General features: G+C 67.8%; 14 protein-coding genes. 11 read left to right on the top strand and 3 right to left on the bottom strand.

Annotated elements, in window-relative coordinates:
* Nucleotides 1-593: 593 nt before the first annotated feature.
* The 4 genes from folE to ABH900_RS11110 all read left to right on the top strand — a co-directional run bounded on the left by folE (nt 594) and on the right by ABH900_RS11110 (nt 6,872).
* Complete coding sequence (gene folE / locus ABH900_RS11125; RefSeq protein WP_288042052.1) at nt 594-1,205, top strand: GTP cyclohydrolase I FolE; 612 nt, start codon at nt 594-596, stop codon at nt 1,203-1,205.
* Nucleotides 1,206-1,317: 112 nt separating this feature from the next.
* Nucleotides 1,318-2,787 (top strand): DUF3375 domain-containing protein, encoded by a 1,470-nt coding sequence (locus tag ABH900_RS11120; protein ID WP_429622909.1) that lies wholly within the window; start codon nt 1,318-1,320, stop codon nt 2,785-2,787.
* Nucleotides 2,774-3,475 carry a DUF4194 domain-containing protein gene (locus tag ABH900_RS11115; protein WP_429622908.1) on the top strand — a complete coding sequence of 234 codons (702 nt, stop codon included), beginning with the start codon at nt 2,774-2,776 and terminating at the stop codon, nt 3,473-3,475. Before ABH900_RS11120 ends, ABH900_RS11115 begins: the two co-directional genes overlap by 14 nt.
* A 16-nt stretch (nt 3,476-3,491) precedes the next feature.
* Nucleotides 3,492-6,872: an ATP-binding protein gene (locus ABH900_RS11110; RefSeq protein WP_429622907.1), complete on the top strand. Its 3,381-nt coding sequence runs from the start codon at nt 3,492-3,494 to the stop codon at nt 6,870-6,872.
* 133 nt (nt 6,873-7,005) lie between these two features.
* On the opposite strand, the gene ABH900_RS11105 is transcribed toward ABH900_RS11110, so the two are convergent.
* Nucleotides 7,006-7,785 carry a sulfite exporter TauE/SafE family protein gene (locus ABH900_RS11105; RefSeq protein ID WP_429622906.1) on the bottom strand — a complete coding sequence of 260 codons (780 nt, stop codon included), beginning with the start codon at nt 7,783-7,785 and terminating at the stop codon, nt 7,006-7,008.
* A 103-nt stretch (nt 7,786-7,888) separates the two neighbouring features.
* Here ABH900_RS11105 and ABH900_RS11100 point away from each other — a divergent pair, with 103 nt between their 5' ends.
* On the top strand, nt 7,889-8,281 hold the full coding sequence (locus ABH900_RS11100) for a YchJ family protein (protein ID WP_429622905.1): 393 nt from the start codon (nt 7,889-7,891) through the stop codon (nt 8,279-8,281).
* A gap of 3 nt (nt 8,282-8,284) precedes the next feature.
* On the opposite strand, the gene ABH900_RS11095 is transcribed toward ABH900_RS11100, so the two are convergent.
* Nucleotides 8,285-9,565, bottom strand: coding sequence for a diguanylate cyclase (locus ABH900_RS11095; RefSeq protein WP_429622904.1), 1,281 nt, complete (start codon nt 9,563-9,565; stop codon nt 8,285-8,287).
* A gap of 150 nt (nt 9,566-9,715) precedes the next feature.
* On the opposite strand from ABH900_RS11095, the gene egtB reads away from it, so the two are divergent.
* The 6 genes from egtB to ABH900_RS11065 all read left to right on the top strand — a co-directional run bounded on the left by egtB (nt 9,716) and on the right by ABH900_RS11065 (nt 15,655).
* The gene (egtB, locus tag ABH900_RS11090; RefSeq protein WP_429622903.1) at nt 9,716-10,987 is read left to right on the top strand and encodes an ergothioneine biosynthesis protein EgtB; all 1,272 of its coding nucleotides are present in this window, start codon (nt 9,716-9,718) and stop codon (nt 10,985-10,987) included.
* Nucleotides 10,984-11,958, top strand: coding sequence for an L-histidine N(alpha)-methyltransferase (gene egtD, locus ABH900_RS11085; RefSeq protein ID WP_429622902.1), 975 nt, complete (start codon nt 10,984-10,986; stop codon nt 11,956-11,958). The genes egtB and egtD overlap by 4 nt, the downstream gene beginning before the upstream one ends.
* 83 nt (nt 11,959-12,041) lie before the next feature.
* A complete protein-coding gene (locus ABH900_RS11080) occupies nt 12,042-13,289 on the top strand; it encodes a lytic murein transglycosylase (protein ID WP_429622901.1) in 1,248 nt (415 codons plus the stop codon).
* A 61-nt stretch (nt 13,290-13,350) separates the two neighbouring features.
* A complete protein-coding gene (locus tag ABH900_RS11075) occupies nt 13,351-14,241 on the top strand; it encodes a D-hexose-6-phosphate mutarotase (RefSeq protein ID WP_429622900.1) in 891 nt (296 codons plus the stop codon).
* A 26-nt stretch (nt 14,242-14,267) separates the two neighbouring features.
* Nucleotides 14,268-15,038 carry a GYF domain-containing protein gene (locus ABH900_RS11070; protein ID WP_429622899.1) on the top strand — a complete coding sequence of 257 codons (771 nt, stop codon included), beginning with the start codon at nt 14,268-14,270 and terminating at the stop codon, nt 15,036-15,038.
* Between the two features lie 71 nt (nt 15,039-15,109).
* Nucleotides 15,110-15,655 (top strand): DUF2628 domain-containing protein, encoded by a 546-nt coding sequence (locus tag ABH900_RS11065; protein WP_429622898.1) that lies wholly within the window; start codon nt 15,110-15,112, stop codon nt 15,653-15,655.
* Nucleotides 15,656-15,664: 9 nt separating this feature from the next.
* Here the strand turns inward: ABH900_RS11065 and ABH900_RS11060 are convergent, their stop codons facing one another.
* Entirely contained in the window at nt 15,665-16,852 is a 1,188-nt protein-coding gene (locus tag ABH900_RS11060; protein ID WP_429622897.1) for a benzoate/H(+) symporter BenE family transporter, read from the bottom strand.
* Between the last annotated feature and the right edge of the window lie 184 nt (nt 16,853-17,036).

The following is a 17,036-nucleotide window of genomic DNA, read 5'->3' as shown; positions in this document are numbered from 1 at the left end:
AATAGATAGGATACTACTAATTTCATTCCTATCAATGGGTTTTTATGAATGGTGGGGAGTACTGAGGAAAGCGTTGCGCCCGCTGGTTATCGGCTGGGGTGGCGGAGGGCCGGACGGCACAGGGCACGCTGCAAGTACGCCCCTGTAAGCTCGATCGGCGCATCCATGCGCCTCACGGCCCTGCCCCGCCCGGCCCTCCGCCGCCCACCCATCACCCTGCGAGCGCGGTGGGTTGGCTCTTGGAAGCAAGGGCAGAAGCAGCGCGGACCAACGGTCCGTGCCCACCAGGGCAGCGGCGGGCCGCTTCCGAAGCCATCAACCCCAGCTTTTGACCCCGCTTTCGGGCGGTCCGGCCGCGCCCGCAGGAAACCGTCAGGGAGGGGGAGAGGGGGCTGCGCAGGACCGTTGGCGGCATGGATGGCGCCATCGAGCCCCCAGGGACGGGTTCACGGCGTGTCCTGCGCAGCCCCCTCTCTCCCTCCAAACCAATAGCAACGAGGCGCCGGAAGAACCCCCCGATGAACCGTCCCCACAGGACGACCCACCCCCCGGTCGGGTACGATGCTCGCCCCCCGTTCGGGACGCTGTACGCAATGAGCAAGAACAACGAAAAGGCCGCCCCACAGGGCGACGTGACCCAGGTCCAGGCTGAGGATGCCGTGCGCACCCTGCTGCGCTGGGCCGGTGAGGACCCGTCCCGTGAAGGCCTGCTGGATACCCCCCGCCGTGTCGCCGAAGCCTATGGCGACTGGTTCAGCGGTTATCGCGATGATCCGCGCGCCTACATGGAGCGGACCTTCGAGGAAGTGGCCGGCTACGACGAACTGATCGTCCTGCGCGACATCGAGTACGAAAGCCACTGCGAGCACCACATGGCGCCGATCATCGGCCGCGTGCACGTCGGCTACCTGCCGGCCGGCAAGGTGGTGGGCATCAGCAAGCTGGCCCGCGTCGTCGAAGCCTACGCCCGCCGTTTCCAGGTGCAGGAGAAGATGACCGCGCAGATCGCCCAGTGCATCCAGGACGTGCTGCAGCCGATCGGTGTCGGCGTGGTCGTTGAAGGCGCCCATGAATGCATGACCACCCGCGGCATCCACAAGCGCGGTGTCAGCATGGTCACCTCCAAGATGCTGGGCAGCTTCCGCGACGACGCGCGCACCCGCGCCGAGTTCCTGCGTTTCATCGAAGTGGGCGGCAAGCGCTGAGCCGCTCGCCCGCAGTGCGCCGGCTCCGTGTGGCCGGCATGCCCACGGCTGCCCGCGCGGCAGCCGTGCGTGGCGGCTCGTCCCTGTCAGCCCTACAGACCTCTTTCGCTGCATGAAGCACCGCGAACGCATCTCCCGTTACCGCCATCTGCGCGAACAGCCCCAGTGGAAGCTGCTCGCCGCCGACCACGCCCCGGAAATCATCGGCCTGTTGCAGGGCCTGCTGATGGACGGCGAGCGCACGTTGCCGTCGTCGGTGCTCAACGAGCGCCTGCAACGCGCGCTGGATCAGCTCAACGGCGACGAACTGTCGCGCGAGCTGCCGCGCACGGCACAGGCCTACATCGCGCACTGGTTGGCCCAGGGTTGGCTGGAACGCCGCCTGCCTGAAGGCGCCGACCAGGAGCAGTACGAGCTGTCGACCGCCGCGCTGCAGGCGATCCGCTTCGCCGATGGTCTCGAACAGGCCCGCGTGGCTGCCACCGAGAGTCGCCTGGCGCTGGTCATCGAACAGCTCTCGCAGCTGGCAGCGCAGACCGAATCCGATCCGGATGCCCGCCTGTCGGCGCTGCGCGACGAGCGCGATCGCATCGACGCCGAGATCACCCGCGTCAGTGCCGGCCGCGTGATCGCCCTGGATGGCAAGCGCGCGCTGGAACGCGCGCGCCAGATCATCGGCCTGGCCGATGAACTGACCGAAGATTTCCGCCGCGTGCGCGACGATTTCGAGCAGCTCAACCGCGACTTCCGCGAGCGCATCATCGACGACGAAGGCGAGCGCGGTGCGGTGTTGTCGCAGTTGTTCGAAGGGGTGGATGTGATCGGCGAGAGCGATGCCGGTCGCAGCTTCCAGGCCTTCTGGCGGCTGCTCAATGATGCCGAGCAGAGCGCACAGCTCGACGCTGCGCTGGAAGCGGTACTGGCGCGCGGCTTTGCCCGGCGCCTGGACCGCAACGAGCGCAACTTCCTGCGCGGTTTCACCAGCACCATGCTCGAACGCGGTGGCCAGGTCCACGACGTGCTGCAGAACTTCGCGCGCAGCCTGCGCGGCTTCGTGCAGAGCCGTGGCTACCTGGAACAGCGCCGCCTCAACCAGCTGCTGAAGCAGGCGCAGTCCGAAGCATTGGCGCTGCGCGATGAGTTCCCGGCGCAGCGCGGCATCGGCCGTGACCTGCAGCTGACCACCAGTCGCCTGCGTTCGTGGTCGCAGTGGAAGCTGCACGATCCGCGCAGCGCCCAGGTGGATGGCAATGTCGAATACAACGATGCGGCCGCGATCAGCCTGGAAAGCGTCGGCGACCTGGTGGCTTCGTCTGAAATCGACTTCCGCACGCTGCGCCGCGACCTGCACGATCTGCTCGACGCGCAGCCGCGGCTCAGCATCGCGCAGGCCTTGTCGCAGCGCGAAGCCCCGCAGGGCCTCGGCAGCGTCATCGGCTACCTGTCCCTGGGCACGCGCTTTGGCAGCGTGATGGCCGGTGAGCAGGAGCTTGCCGAATGGCGCGGTGGCGACGGCCAGGTCCGTCGCGCCCGCATCCCGCTGGTTTGGTTCACCCAGGAGAGACGCCATGAGCTGGCATGAAGACCCCATCGAAGCGCCGCAGGCCGACCTCGCCGAGGATGCCTACGAAGCCGAGCCGGTGACCCCGGTGGCGCAGCCCCGCCGTGGCAACGACGTCTATTACCTGGGCGATACCGGCCGCCTGCCGCTGGATGCGCGCCGCGCACTGTGCCAGCTGCTGATCGGCCCCAGCATCGACCAGCTGCGCCACGCCAGGTTGTGGCCGGCGCTGATCCGCAGCGAAGCAGCGATCCGTTCGGCGCTGTCGGACCTGTTCCTGGAACTGGTGCTGGACCGCGACAGCGGCGTGGCCTTTACCCGCCAGGCCGACACCGAGGATGTTGATGCGCCGGTGCTGCTGCGTACCTCGCCGCTGACCTTCATCGACTCGGTGCTGCTGCTGTTCCTGCGCCAGCAGCTGGCCGAGGCCGATGCGCGCGGCAACCGCGCGGTGGTTGCCGACGCCGAGATGGCCGAGGCGCTGGCCATCTATGAGAAGAATCTGTCCACCGACCGCGCCGGCTTCAACCGCCGCGTCGCTTCGGCGGTGCAGAAGATGAAGGACAACCACATCCTGACCCGCCTGAGCGGCCAGGAAGACCGCCACGAAGTCTCGCCGGCGTTGAAGCTGCTGTTCTCCGCCGAAGACGTGTCCCAGCTTTCGGCGGTCTACCGCCAGCTGCGCGAAACCCCGGCCGCCGAGGCCTGAGAGACCCGAACATCGCATGGCCATTTCCAAGCACACTCCCGCCCTGTTCAACGAAGGCCTGCCGGACCCGCGCCTGCAGCAGTTCCGCATGCGTCGCCTGCAGGTGCACAACTGGGGCACCTTCAACGGCCTGACCGAAGTGCCGATCGCCGAGCGCGGCTTCCTGTTCGTTGGCCGTTCCGGCTCGGGCAAGTCCACCCTGCTCGATGCCATGTCCGCACTGCTGACGCCGCCGGCCATCGTCGACTTCAACGCCGCCGCGCGTGAAGCCGAGCGCAGTGGCCGCGACCGCAACCTGGTGTCCTACGTGCGTGGCGCGTGGGCCGACCAGCAGGACAGCGGCACCGGCGAGATCGCCACCCAGTACCTGCGCAAGGGCGCGACCTGGACCGCACTGGTGCTGGAATACCGTGCCGGCGACGGGCGCGTGGTCAGCCTGGTGCGCCTGTTGTGGATCTCCGGCAATGGCACCTCGGCCGGCGATGTGCGCAAGCACTACATGATCGCCGAACGTCCGTTCGACATCGCCAAGGACCTGGGTGGTTTCGACCTGGACCTGCGCAAGCTCAAGCAGAAGCTGGCCGATGTGCATCACTTCGACACCTTCTCCGGTTACGCCGAGCGCTTCCGCGACCTGCTCGGCATCGACAACGAGATGGCGCTGCGCCTGCTGCACAAGACGCAGTCGGCGAAGAACCTGGGCGACCTCAACGTCTTCCTGCGCGACTTCATGCTCGATACGCCGAAGACCTTCGACGCCGCCGAGCGTCTGGTCAGCGACTTCGCCGAGCTTGACGGCGCGCACCAGGCGGTGGTGACTGCCCGCCGCCAGGTGGAAACCCTGCTGCCGGCACGCGCCTACCACGGCGACCTGAAGGACATGCATCGCCAGCGTGGCGACGATGAAGCGCTGAAGCTCGGCGTCGACAGCTTCCGCGAAAGCCGCCGTCAGGCGTTGATCGAAGCGCGCCTGCGCGAGATGGATGTGCGTGACCGTGGCCTGCTTGGTGAAGAAGCACAGCGCCGCGCCGCACTGGACAACCACACCGAGCGCCTGGCGGAACTGGAACTGCAGCGCCGCCAGCAGGGCGGTGAGCGCATCGAGGAACTGGAACGCGAGCAGGGCCGCGCCGAGGCCGAGCGCGATCGCCGCAAGACCAAGCGCGACCAGGCCGGCGAAGCCGCACAGCACCTGCAGGCCGAACTGCCCGATGATGCCCATGGCTTCGCCGAGCTGGTCGAACGTGCACAGAACGAACTGCAGGATCGCCAGCGCGCCTCGGCAGCGCTGGACGATGCGATCAGCGATCGGTTGGGCGGCAAGCGCGATGATGAGCGCCGTTTCGGCGAAGTGCGCGGCGAGCTCGAAGCGATGCAGCGCACGCCGTCCAACATTCCTGCACCGATGCAGAAGCTGCGCGCGCGCCTGGCCGAAGAAACCGGCATTTCCGAAGCGGCCCTGCCGTTTGTGGGTGAACTGATCCAGGTCCGCTCGGAAGAGCAGGGCTGGCAGGGCGCGATCGAACGCGTACTGGGGGGCTTCGCGCTGTCGCTGCTGGTCGATGACCGCCACTACAACGACGTGGCCGAGTGGGTGAACCGCACCCACCTGGGCATGCGCTTCACCTACTACCGCGTGCGTCGCAATGACGAGGCATTTGCCCGAGAACCGTCGGCCAAATCCCTGCTGCACAAGCTTGAGCTGCGTGACCATGTGTTCGAAGGCTGGCTGCGCCGTGAGCTCGGCAAGCGCTTCGACTACGAATGCGTGGACGCCAAGCAGCTGCGCAACGTCGACCGAGGCATCACCCGCGAAGGCCAGGTCAAGCACCCGGGCGACCGATTCGAGAAGGACGATCGCAGTGCGGTCAGTGATCGCCGTCGCTGGATCCTGGGCTTCAACAACCATGACAAGGTGGGCGCCTTCGAGCGCGAGGCCCAGGAACTGGCCAAGCGCATCGCCAGCTGCGAGACCGACATCGCGCGCCTGCGCGGCCAGCGTGATCGTGACAACGAGCGTCGCCTGGCCTGCCACGAGCTGGCCAGCATCAGCTGGAACGAGATCGACGTCGCAGTGCCACAGCAGCGCCTGACCGATATCGAGACCAGCCTGCGCGCCCTGCGCGAAGGCAACGCCGACCTCGCCAAGCTGGCCAAGCAGATCGACGCCGCCCGCGCCGACATCGAACAGGCCCGCCGCACCTACGAAGATACCCGTGTCGAACGCGGCCAGCTGGTCAAGGAACGCGATCGCCTGGACCGCGCGCGCCAGCAGAGCCGTGCCCTGGTGCTGCCGAGCCTGGCGCAGGAGCAGGAAGCCGGCCTGGCCGAGCGCCTGCAGGAGCAGGGCCCGCTCAGCCTGGAAACGCTGGAGGCGCACATGCGCCAGGTCAGCAATGCGCTGAACGAGCAGCTCTCGTCTTCGCAGCAGGACCTCAACCGCATCGAGAACCAGCTGATCGGCTGCTTCCGCCGCTTCATCCAGCAGTGGCCGGAGGAATCGGGCGACTTCACCGCGTCCGTGGCCTCGGCCGAGGACTTCCTGGCCCGCCTCGAACGCCTGGAGCGCGATGGACTGCCGCAGCACGAGGAACGCTTCTTCGACCTGCTGCAGAACCAGAGCAAGAACAATCTGCTGGCCCTGCAGCGCCACAGCGCCGAGGCCCGGAAGTCGATCGGTCAGCGCCTGGACGAGGTGAATGCCAGCCTGGAGCAGGTGCCGTTCAACCGCGGCACGCTGCTGACCATCGAACTGAACGACCGTCGCCTGCCCGAAGTGGGCGAGTTCCACCAGCAGCTGCGCGAGGTGCTGTCGCAGCAGCAGACCGAACAGCGTGAGCTGGCCGAATCGCAGTTCACCGTGCTGCGCCAGCTGGTCAACCGCCTGGGCTCGCAGGAAGGCGAGGACAAGCGCTGGCGTGAGCTGGTGCTGGACGTGCGCATGCACGTGGAGTTCATCGGCGTCGAGCTGGACGCGGAAACGCGCCAGCAGGTCGAGATCTACCGCAGCGGCGCCGGCAAGTCCGGTGGCCAGCGCCAGAAGCTGGCCACCACCTGCCTTGCGGCAGCGCTGCGCTACCAGCTCGGCGGCGCCGACAGCCAGCTGCCCAGCTACGCCGCCGTGGTGCTCGACGAAGCCTTCGACAAGGCCGACAACGAGTTCACCGCGCTGGCGATGAACATCTTCGACAATTTCGGTTTCCAGATGGTGGTCGCCACCCCGCTGAAGTCGGTGATGACGCTGGAGCCGTTCATTGGTGGCGCCTGCTTCGTCGAGATCAGCGGTCGCCACGACTCGGGCGTGCTGCTGATCGAGTACGACGAAGAGGGCAGGCGTCTGAAGTTGCCCGAGCGCAGCCGTCAGCAGGCCAGCGAACCGGAAGAAGCCGAAGCCTGACCGCCTCGGCCTGCAGTAGCGCCGGGCCATGCCCGGCGGTGTTCCCCGTAGAGCCGGGCCATGCTCGGCTGCTCTCCACGACCGGAACCCACGTGCCAACCAAGGTTGGCACCTACCAGGTCAAAACGCTCACTCACGAACCGCGGAACGTATCCCACGCCATCCGCGCGATCAGCACCACCACCAGCCCCACGAACAGCTTGCGGATGAACGGCGTGCCGCCCTTCAGCGCCAATCGTGTGCCCACCACCGAACCGACGATGTTGGCCGCCGCCATCGGCAGCGCGAACAGCCACAGGATGTTGCCGGTCGGCACGAAGAACGAGATCGCGGCCACATTGGTCGCCAGGTTGACCACCTTCGACGCAGCCGACGCCCGCAGGAAGTCCAGCCCGAAGAAGCGCACGAACAGGAAGATCAGGAAGCTGCCCGTGCCCGGCCCGAAGAATCCATCGTAGAAGCCGATCGCCGCACCAATGGCCAGGGCGATCGTCAGCTCACGCCGACCGATTTCCTGCGGCCGGTGCAGTGCGCCGAAATCCTTCTTCCACAGGGTGTAGGCCAGCATCGCGATCAGCAGCACCAGCACCAGCGGGCGCACCGCGTCCTTGGGCAGCAGGCTCACCGCCGTGGCACCGGCGAAGGAGAAGATGAAGGCCGTGCCTGCCGCGAACAGCACCGGCTTCCAGGGGAAACGCACGTTGCGCGCATAGCGCCAGGCGGCCGCACCGGTGCCGAACATCGAACTGAACTTGTTGGTACCGAACAGCATCGCCGGCGTCTGCTGCGGCAACACCGTGAACAGGCCGGGCAGCTGCACCAGCCCACCGCCACCAACGGCAGCGTCGACCAGGCCGGCGATGAAGGCGATCACCACCAGCCACCACAACTCAGGGGGAACCAGTTCCAGCACGGCGATCCATCAAGGGTGAGGGCGCGACAGCATACGCCCGTCCGGCTGCAGCTGACCCATGCCATGCGTGGAGGAATCGACGCAACCGGGCGACAATGCCGGGATGAGCCGAAACCCCGCCGATCCCTGTCCCTGCGGTCTGCCCGCCGAGTACGCTGCCTGCTGCGGCCGTTTCCATGCCGGCGAGGCCGCGCCCGATGCCGAGCGCCTGATGCGTTCGCGTTACAGCGCCTATGTCCGGGGCCTGGCCGATTACCTGCGCCAGACCTGGCACCCCGACACGCGCCCGGCCGAACTGTCGCTGGACGATGCACCCGGCCAACGCACGCATTGGCTGGGCCTGACCGTGCACGAGCACACGCTCACCGGTGCTGACCGTGCGGAGGTGCGGTTCACCGCGCGCTATCGCATCGGCGGCGGCAGTGCGGTGAAGATGGCCGAGCACAGCCGTTTCCTGCGCCTCGACGGCCGCTGGTATTACCTCGACGCCCTCTGAGGCTCAGTCCGCGCGCACCGCCAGCACGCGTGGGCCGCTCTGCGCGCGCACTTGGTTGCGGCCCTCGTCCTTGGCCACGTACAACGCCTGGTCGGCGGCCTTGATCACCGCCGCCGGGCGTGGGTCCACGCGGCTGTCAGCCAGTCCGATGCTCACCGTCACCTGCACCACCTGGCCGCTGCCGCCACGCCCGCGCTGCTGGCGGCCGGCGTCGTCATCGCGGCTGCGGGTACTGCGATCGCGCAGCTGCATTCGGGCGTCCTCGATGCTCTGGCGCAGCGCTTCCACCGCATCGATGCAGGCCGCTGCCGGGCGGTCCAGGAACACCACGGCGAACTCCTCGCCGCCGTAGCGGAACGCCCGTCCTCCATCGCCCACCCGTGCCAGCCGCGAGGCCACCAGCCGCAGCACATCGTCGCCGGTATCGTGGCCGTGGGTGTCGTTGAACGATTTGAAGTGGTCCACGTCCACCATCGCGATGCTGTAGGTGCCGCGCGCCCGCTGCAGGGTCTCGTTGAACGCGCGTCGCCCCGGCAGACCGGTCAGTTCATCGCGGAACGCCATGTGGAAGGATTCCTGCAACATCGCGCCGAGCATCACCAACAGGGCCGCACTGCTCAGCGCCGGCAGCAGCACCGGCTGCAGGAAGATCCGTGGCAGCATCCACCACAGGCACAGCAGGGCCAGCAGCATCGCCGTGTGCAGCGGCCGCGGATGCCGCCACGCCTGCCAGCCCATCGCCACAGTGGCCAGCAGGAACAGCAGGGCCGGCAGCTGCGCCAGCGCATTCCAGCTGGCGGGGATCCAGGTCCAGTGACGGTTCGACAGCAGGTCGTGCATGCCACGAGGCTGCTGCAGCGCCAACAGCAGGAAGACCACCAACGCCGCGCCGCAGACCAGGGTACGCACCAACAGGTCCTGTCGGCGGCGCCCGCGTTCGGGCCACAGTGCCAGCCCGGCAAACAGCAACGGCAACCAGGCCGAGGTCGCGTGGAAGCGCAGTGGCGTCAGTGCACCCACGTGCCCGCTGCGCAGGTAGCCGGCAACGTCCTGGTGGAGCAGGGCGAACACCACCGCCACCAACAGCAGCAGGCACAGCGTGCGCACCTGGTGGTAGAGCAGCGCCAGTCCAGCACCGAGGCAGGCCAGCAGCCAGGGCAGGATGCGCTGGGCCGGGCTGGCCACGTCTTCGTTGCCCAGCGCCATCCACAGCACCAGTACGACCAGCGCGGCGGGCAGCACGAACAGGTAATGCGCAGGCTGACGGAGCGGATGCAGGGGCAAGCAGGAATTCCAGCGCGGTGACGACGCGGCCGCAGCATTGCCGTTAGCGGCGTTCGCGCCGGCTTCTTGAATGCGACGCGGTCACCGATGTGAACGCGGTGACGCCCAACCATGACATCGCACTCACCCGGTAGCGCCGATCCTGCGCCCATGGACAGCACTGCCGCCGCCGTCGCTGCTCCGCAGCGTGATCTCGCCCGCCAGTTCGACCAGGTACGGGCGCGCAGCCTGTACCTGGCCGCGCCGCTCAGCCCCGAAGACGCGATGCTGCAGAGCATGGCCGATGCCAGCCCTGGCAAATGGCACCTGGCCCACACCACCTGGTTCTTCGAGCGCTTCGTGCTGGCCGGTCTGCCTGCCGCGCCGGCACATGACCCGGCCTGGGACTACCTGTTCAACAGCTACTATAAGAGCATCGGCCCGGCGCATGCGCGGCCGCAGCGGGGCCTGCTGTCGCGGCCCTCGTTGCAGCAGGTGTACGACTATCGCCATCAGGTCGATGCGCAGCTGCAGGCGCGCCTGGCCAACGGTGATCTGGATGAACAGGCGCTGCAGCATCTGCAGCTGGGGCTGCAGCATGAACAGCAGCACCAGGAGCTGCTGCTGACCGACATCAAGCATGCCTTCTGGTGCAACCCGCTGCAGCCACCCTACCGCGAGGACCTGCGCCCCACCGCCAGCGTCGCCGGTGCACAGGGCTGGATCGAATCACCCGAACGGATTGTTACTGTCGGCGCCGCGGCCTGGCCCCGGCATGCCGCGTTCGCCTACGACAACGAGTCACCGCCGCACCGTGTGCTGTTGCCCGCACACGCACTGGCCGAGCGTCCGCTCAGCAATGGCGAATACCGCAACTTCATCGAAGCCGGTGGTTATCGCGATCCGCGCTGGTGGCTCAGTGAAGGCTGGGCGCTGCGCGAAGCCGAAGGCTGGCAGCATCCGCTGTACTGGAACGATGTGCTGCAACGCGAGTACACCCTGGGCGGTTGGCGCGAGCTGGATCCGCACGCGCCAGTCTGCCATCTCAGCTACTACGAGGCCGATGCCTGCGCCCGTTGGGCCGGTGCGCGCCTGCCCAGCGAATTCGAATGGGAGGCCGCCGCCGCATCGCAGCCGGTGAGCGGCCATTTTGCCGATGACGATCACCTGCATCCGCGCGCGGGGCGGGGCAGCGGGCTGCGCCAGCTGTTCGGCGATGTCTGGGAGTGGACTGCCAGCGCCTACGGCGCGTATCCGGGCTTCCGACCGTTCGCAGGCAATCTCGGTGAGTACAACGGCAAGTTCATGTGCGGCCAGTGGGTGCTGCGCGGCGGCAGCTGTGCCACGCCACGGGGGCATGTGCGCGCCAGCTACCGCAACTTCTTCATGCCACCGGCGCGTTGGCAGTTTTCCGGCCTGCGCCTGGCCCGGGATCTCACATGAGCACCGTACATGACGCGCTGCAGGCGTTGACCGACCTCACCCCGGGGCGCCAGCAGATCCTCGCCGATGCAGTAGCCGGGTTGTCGCGCGCCGCGCGCCAGCTGCCCTCCAAGTATTTCTACGACGCGCGCGGCTCGCGTCTGTTCGAACAGATCACCCAGACCCGCGAGTACTACCCCACGCGTACCGAGCTGGCGTTGCTGGCCAGGGTGCTGCCCGACATCGCGCGGGTGGTGGGCCCGCACCTGCACGTGGTGGAACTGGGCAGCGGCAGCGGCCGCAAGACCGCGCTGCTGCTGGCGGCGCTGCAGGATCCGGTGGCCTACACCCCCATCGAGATCTCGCGTGCGGCGCTGCTGTCCAGCATCGATCATCTGGCTCCCGCGCTACCCGAGATCGAGATGCTGCCGGTCTGCGCCGACTTCACGCGTCCCGTCGTCGTGCCCATGCCCGAGCGTGAGCCGGTCCGTCGCCTGCTGTTCTTCCCGGGTTCCACCCTGGGCAACTTCACGAGCGAGGATGCGGTCGCCCTGCTGCGTGCGATGCGGCAGACCATGGGAAGCGACGGCCTGGCCCTGGTCGGCATCGATCTGCACAAGGACCCAGCGTTGATCGAAGCGGCCTACAACGATGCGCAGGGCATCACTGCGGCCTTCACCCTCAACCTGCTGGCCCGGCTCAACCGCGAGATCGGCAGTGATTTCGACCTCGACGGGTTCCGTCATCGCGCCCGCTACAGCGCCGCGCAGCTGCGCATCGAAACCGATCTAGTCAGCCAATGGGCGCAGGACGTCCATCTCGATGGCCGTACCTTCCACTTCGCAGCCGGCGAGCCGATCCGCGTGGAGTACAGCCACAAGTACACCGACGACAGCTTCGAATGGCTGTTGCAACAGGCCCGGTTGCAGGTGGTACAGCGTTGGGATGCCGACAGTCCTGCCTACGGCCTGCGCCTGCTGCGCACCGCGTAGGTTGGCCGCCAGCCGGCGCCGCTTCAGGTTCGGCTGCAGCGCTCCCCCTAAGATGGCCCTGCAACGGCAACACGGAGGACGCCATGCCCATTCTGACCACGCTCGGCCTGGCGGCCGCGCTCGCCGCCACCCCAGTGCCGCCTGCGGCATCCGAGGCCACTGTCGATCCGGCCTTCAGCCGCTGCCTGGCCGGGCTGCAGGCCACGGCCGCCACCCAGGGCATCGGTGCCGAGCGCTTCAACGAGATCACCACCGGCCTCGTGCCTGACCCCAGTGTGCTTGGCCTGCTCGATGCGCAGCCGGAATTCACCACGCCGATCTGGGACTACCTGGCGGCGCTGGTGGATCGCCAGCGCGTGGACGATGGTCGCGCGATGCTGCAGCAGCACCGCGACCTGCTGCAGCGCGTGTCCGTGCAGTACGGTGTCGATCCGGCCACGATTGTCGCGGTCTGGGGCGTTGAGAGTGACTATGGCCGCGTGTTCGGCAAGCGCCCGCTGCTGCAGTCGCTGGCGACGCTGTCCTGCGCCGGGCGGCGGCAGGCGTTCTTCCGCGGTGAACTGCTGGCCCTGCTCAAGCTGATCGATCGCGGCGACCTGCAGGTGCAGGGGCTCACCGGTTCCTGGGCCGGCGCCTTCGGCCATACCCAGTTCATGCCCAGCACCTATGCGCGCATCGCCGTGGACGGCGACGGTGATGGCCGCCGCGATCTGGTCGGCAGCATTCCCGATGCGCTGGCGTCCACCGCCAACTATCTCAAGCGCGCCGGCTGGCGCAGTGGCGAGCCGTGGGGCATGGAGGTGCGTGTTCCTGCCGGCTTCACTGCCGCCCAGGCCGGTCGCACCCAGCGCCGTGCACTGGCCGACTGGCGTGCGCAGGGTGTGACAGCGCTGGATGGCAGTGTGCTGGCCCCGGCCAACCTGCCGGCCGATGCACGCGCCGCCCTGCTGCTGCCGGCTGGCAGCAAGGGCCCGGCGTTGCTGGTGTTCCGCAACTACGACGCGATCTACAGCTACAACGCCGCCGAAAGCTATGCGCTGGCGATTGCCACCCTGGCCGACCAGCTGCGGGGTGGTACGGGGTTGGCCACTGCGTGGCCGACCGATGATCCCGGCATCGGCCGCGATGAGCGCCGCCAGCTGCAGACCCTGCTGCTCGCGCGCGGCCACGATATCGGCGCCGCCGATGGCATGGTCGGTACCGCCACGCGTCGCGCGATCCAGGCCGAGCAGCAGCGGCTGGGTTGGGTCAATGCGGATGGGCGCGCCGGTCAGCGCATCCTGCGCGCGCTGCAGGAGGAGGCGGCGGCAATGGCGCCCGCCACCCGCTAGGCCTTGCCGTTCGCACGGTGGCCGCGACATCATCGCCGCGGTCATCAAGGAGCGTCACCGCATGCAATCGAACCCGGACATCAGCACTGGCCTCTACCACGGGCTCGAGGCCTGGCAGGTGCGCACCCCCCGCGCCACCGCGGTCATCAGCGTGTTCGGCGGGCAGCTGCTGTCGTTCATTCCAGAGGGGCAGCCTGACCTGCTGTGGCTGTCACCGAAGCGTGCCGAACTGCCCACGCCGATCCGGGGCGGCGTTCCGGTGTGCTGGCCGTGGTTCGGACGCCAGGGCAAGGGGAATGACGTGCCCGCGCACGGCCTGGTGCGCACCGCGCGCTGGGAGCTGCTGCAGGCCCGCCACAACGATGACGGCGACGTGGAACTGCGGCTGGCGCCCCTCTCGATTGCCGAATGTGGCCTGCGCCTGCAGATGCAGCTGCGTATCGGTCGCCAGCTGCACCAGCAGCTGACCAGTGAGAACACCGGCACGTCCCCGGTGACCTTCACCCAGGCCCTGCACAGTTACTTCCGGGTGGGCGATTCCCGTCGCGTCGAAGTCGATGGCCTCGACGGCCTGCAGTATCTGGACAAGTATGAGGACTACGCCCAGGCGCGCCGGCAGCAGGGCCCGTGGTCGCTGCGTGACCCGCGTGATCCGGGTCGCAGCGACCGAATCTACATCGACGCAGGCGGCGATTACGTGCTGCGTGATCCCGTCCTGCAGCGACAGATCGGGATCCGCAGCGAAGGCAGCCATACCCTGGTGGCGTGGAACCCAGGTGCGGAGGCTGCGGCGAAGATGGCCGATGTCGGCCAGGGCTGGCATGAGTATGTGTGCCTGGAAGTGGCCAACGCCGGGCCGGAGCAGATTACCCTTGCGCCGGGTGCGCGCCATCAGCTGGTGCAGGTGCTGGCCAGCACACCGCTGCAACCCGCGGCGGGACATTCGGTTTGACGATGGCATCAACAGGAATGGATGCAATGCAGGACGCACAGTGGTGGTACGCCAACAGCAAGCAGAGCGAAGGTCCGGTGGATCTGGCCGGCCTGCGCCGTCTGCAGCAGGACGGGACGGTAACCGCCCGCACGTTGCTGTGGCGCGAGGGGATGGCATCGTGGCGGCCATTGGCCGAGCTGGATCCGTCGGTAGGCACGGCAGAACCCGGTCCTCTGTCGATCGACGCCGTGCCGGTGGCCGAAGCCGTCGTGCCGCTCGTCATCGACCCATCCGACCCCTATCGAGCACCTGCCACTACGCCGGTCGCAGCGGCGGCGGCGGGCCTGGAAGGCGAAATGGCGCTGTATGCTGCCGTGGTCGGCGGCAACTTCCCGATCTATCGCCAGCGCTGGCGTCTCGATCAGGGCATTGCCGAGGGCAGCGGCACCTGGCATTGGCCGGCCTTCCTGATCGGCGTGATCTGGATGGTGTACCGCAGGATGTACCGTCTTGCCGCCATCTGGGCCGGCACCCTGGTGTTCTTCAGCATCGCCGAGGCGCTGCTGGGTGTGCCTGAGGGGGTCTCACTGGTCATCACCCTGGCGATCAACACCGTCGCGGCGCTGTATGCCAACCGCTGGTATCTGGCGCACTGCCAGCATGAGATCGCCCGCGCCCGCGCACTGGCAGGTGACGACGAGGCGTGCCTGCGCAGGGAGCTGGCCGAGCGGGGTGACACCAACGCTCCGGCAGCGGCCATGGTCGCCATCGTCGTTGTTGCGGTGATGTACGTGGGACAGGCGATGGCGGGCTGAGGCCGGGCAGGCTTCAGACTGACCGGCACCTGCCGCTACCGCGGGTTCACCCTGGGCAAGGAATCGCCGACATGAATCATCTGGACACCCCGCCGGCATCCCCGGCGGATGACAATCCCTATCTCGCGCCTGCCGCAGAGGTGGACGGCACGACCGCTCCGCTCGACGTGGACTATCTGAACCTGCTCGTGGGCCCCAATGCCGCGCTCTACCGCCAGCGCTGGCACCTGGACAGCCCGGTGCCGAAGCCGCCGCGGCCGTGGCACTGGCCGGCCTTCCTGGTGCCGACGTACTGGCTGCTGCATCGGAAGCTGTACCTGGCGGCGATCGTCTTCGAACTCATCCTGTTCGGCATCGCCCTGCTGACGGCCAGTGCCAGCCCGCTGCTCATGGTCGCCCTGCTGGCCATCCCCCGGGTCGTCATCGCGGTGTCTGCCAACCGCCTGTATCTGCACCACTGCACGCGGCTGCTGGCCAGGGTGGAGGGCGCCCACGCCGGGCAGCACAACCGCATCCGGGCCGAGCTGCAGCGCCGTGGTGGTACCAACGTATGGGCCGTGGTGATCGGAATGGCGGCGATCGCGGTGATCAACACCGTCTCCCGCCTGGTCGCCTGATCCCCGTGCTCAGGCCGGTGTGCGTGGCCGAAGCACCAGCAGGCACAGCGCACCGGCAACCAGGCCCCAGAACGCCGAACCGATACCGGCCAGTGATACTCCCGAGGCCGTGACCAGGAAGGTGACCAGCGCGGCCTCGCGGTCGCGCTCCACCGCCAGGGCGCTGGCCAGGCTGTTGCCGATGGTGCCGAACAGTGCAATGCCGGCCACGCAGGCCACCAGTTCGCGGGGGAATGCCGCAAACAGCGCCGCCACGGTGGCGCCGAACAGGCCGATGACTATGTAGAAGGCGCCGGCGGCCATGGCGGCGGTGTAGCGCCGTGCCGGATCTTCATGGGCATCGCGACCCATGCAGATTGCTGCCGTGATCGCGGCCAGGTTCAACGCATAGGCGCCGAACGGCGCCAGTACGGTGTTGACCACGCCGATCCAACCGATCAATGGGGACACCGGAGCGTCATAGCCGGACGCGCGCATCACCGCCACGCCCGGAATGTTCTGCGAGGCCATGGTGACTACGAACAGGGGCAGGGCGATGCCCGCCACTGCCGTCCATGACAACGAAGGGGTCACCCACTGCGGCACCGCCAGCTGCAGCTGCACCTGCTGCGCATGCAGCAGGCCCCGGCTGGCGGCGACGGCAATGCCGACCAGTAGAGTGGCGATCACGGCATAGCGCGGGAGCAGCCGGCGCCCGGCCAGCCAGGTGGCGAACATCGCCAGGGCGAGAACCCACTGGCTGTTCATCGCCACAAACACGTCCAGCCCGAAGCGCAGCAGCACACCGGCCAGCATGCCCGCGGCCAGCGCCATCGGTACGCGTTGCATCAACCGGGCGAAGATCCCCGAGAACCCGGCCAGCATGCCCAGCACCGCAGCAAGGAGGAAGGCGCCGGTGGCTTCAGACAGGGACGCACCTCCGGCACCGACCACCAGCATTGCCGCGCCCGGAGTCGACCACGCGGTCACCACTGGCACGCGGTAGCGCAGTGACAGGCCGATGCAGGTCACGCCCATGCCCAATCCCAGCGCCCACATCCATGACGCGATCTGCGCCTGATCGGCACCCACCGCCTGTGCGGCCTGGAAGACGATCACGGCCGAACTGGCGAAGCCGACCAGCACCGTAATGAAGCCTGCCACGACTGCCGGCACTGAAAGATCGCGCCACCATGCCTGCCGCATCTGCCTGCTCATTGCCGTCTCTCCACTGTGCATCCCTGCATTGATAGCCGTTGATAGCCGTTGCGGCGGTTGGGGCCCCCCCCCCCGGGCCCCCCCCCCCCACATGAGAGCCGCCCAGGCGGCTGTGTTTTATGGGGGGTGGTGTTAGAACACACAAAAAAAAAAGTTTAGACTATATATGGTTATTGGGAAGAGA

It is taken from the genome of Stenotrophomonas sp. AN71 (genome assembly GCF_050435725.1).
In the GTDB taxonomy this organism is placed as follows: Bacteria; Pseudomonadota; Gammaproteobacteria; order Xanthomonadales; family Xanthomonadaceae; genus Stenotrophomonas.
Note: the sequence above shows the minus strand (reverse complement) of the source record. Positions and strands in the feature narration are given on the sequence as shown.

Coding starts and splice junctions, on each gene's coding strand:
- egtD (WP_429622902.1), top strand. CDS start 10,984: ATGAGCACCGTACATGACGCGCTGCAGGCGTTGACCGACCTCACCCCG.
- ABH900_RS11065 (WP_429622898.1), top strand. CDS start 15,110: ATGAATCATCTGGACACCCCGCCGGCATCCCCGGCGGATGACAATCCC.
- folE (WP_288042052.1), top strand. CDS start 594: ATGAGCAAGAACAACGAAAAGGCCGCCCCACAGGGCGACGTGACCCAG.
- ABH900_RS11080 (WP_429622901.1), top strand. CDS start 12,042: ATGCCCATTCTGACCACGCTCGGCCTGGCGGCCGCGCTCGCCGCCACC.
- ABH900_RS11110 (WP_429622907.1), top strand. CDS start 3,492: ATGGCCATTTCCAAGCACACTCCCGCCCTGTTCAACGAAGGCCTGCCG.
- ABH900_RS11100 (WP_429622905.1), top strand. CDS start 7,889: ATGAGCCGAAACCCCGCCGATCCCTGTCCCTGCGGTCTGCCCGCCGAG.
- ABH900_RS11115 (WP_429622908.1), top strand. CDS start 2,774: ATGAGCTGGCATGAAGACCCCATCGAAGCGCCGCAGGCCGACCTCGCC.
- egtB (WP_429622903.1), top strand. CDS start 9,716: ATGGACAGCACTGCCGCCGCCGTCGCTGCTCCGCAGCGTGATCTCGCC.
- ABH900_RS11070 (WP_429622899.1), top strand. CDS start 14,268: ATGCAGGACGCACAGTGGTGGTACGCCAACAGCAAGCAGAGCGAAGGT.
- ABH900_RS11120 (WP_429622909.1), top strand. CDS start 1,318: ATGAAGCACCGCGAACGCATCTCCCGTTACCGCCATCTGCGCGAACAG.
- ABH900_RS11075 (WP_429622900.1), top strand. CDS start 13,351: ATGCAATCGAACCCGGACATCAGCACTGGCCTCTACCACGGGCTCGAG.
- ABH900_RS11060 (WP_429622897.1), bottom strand. CDS start 16,852: ATGAGCAGGCAGATGCGGCAGGCATGGTGGCGCGATCTTTCAGTGCCG.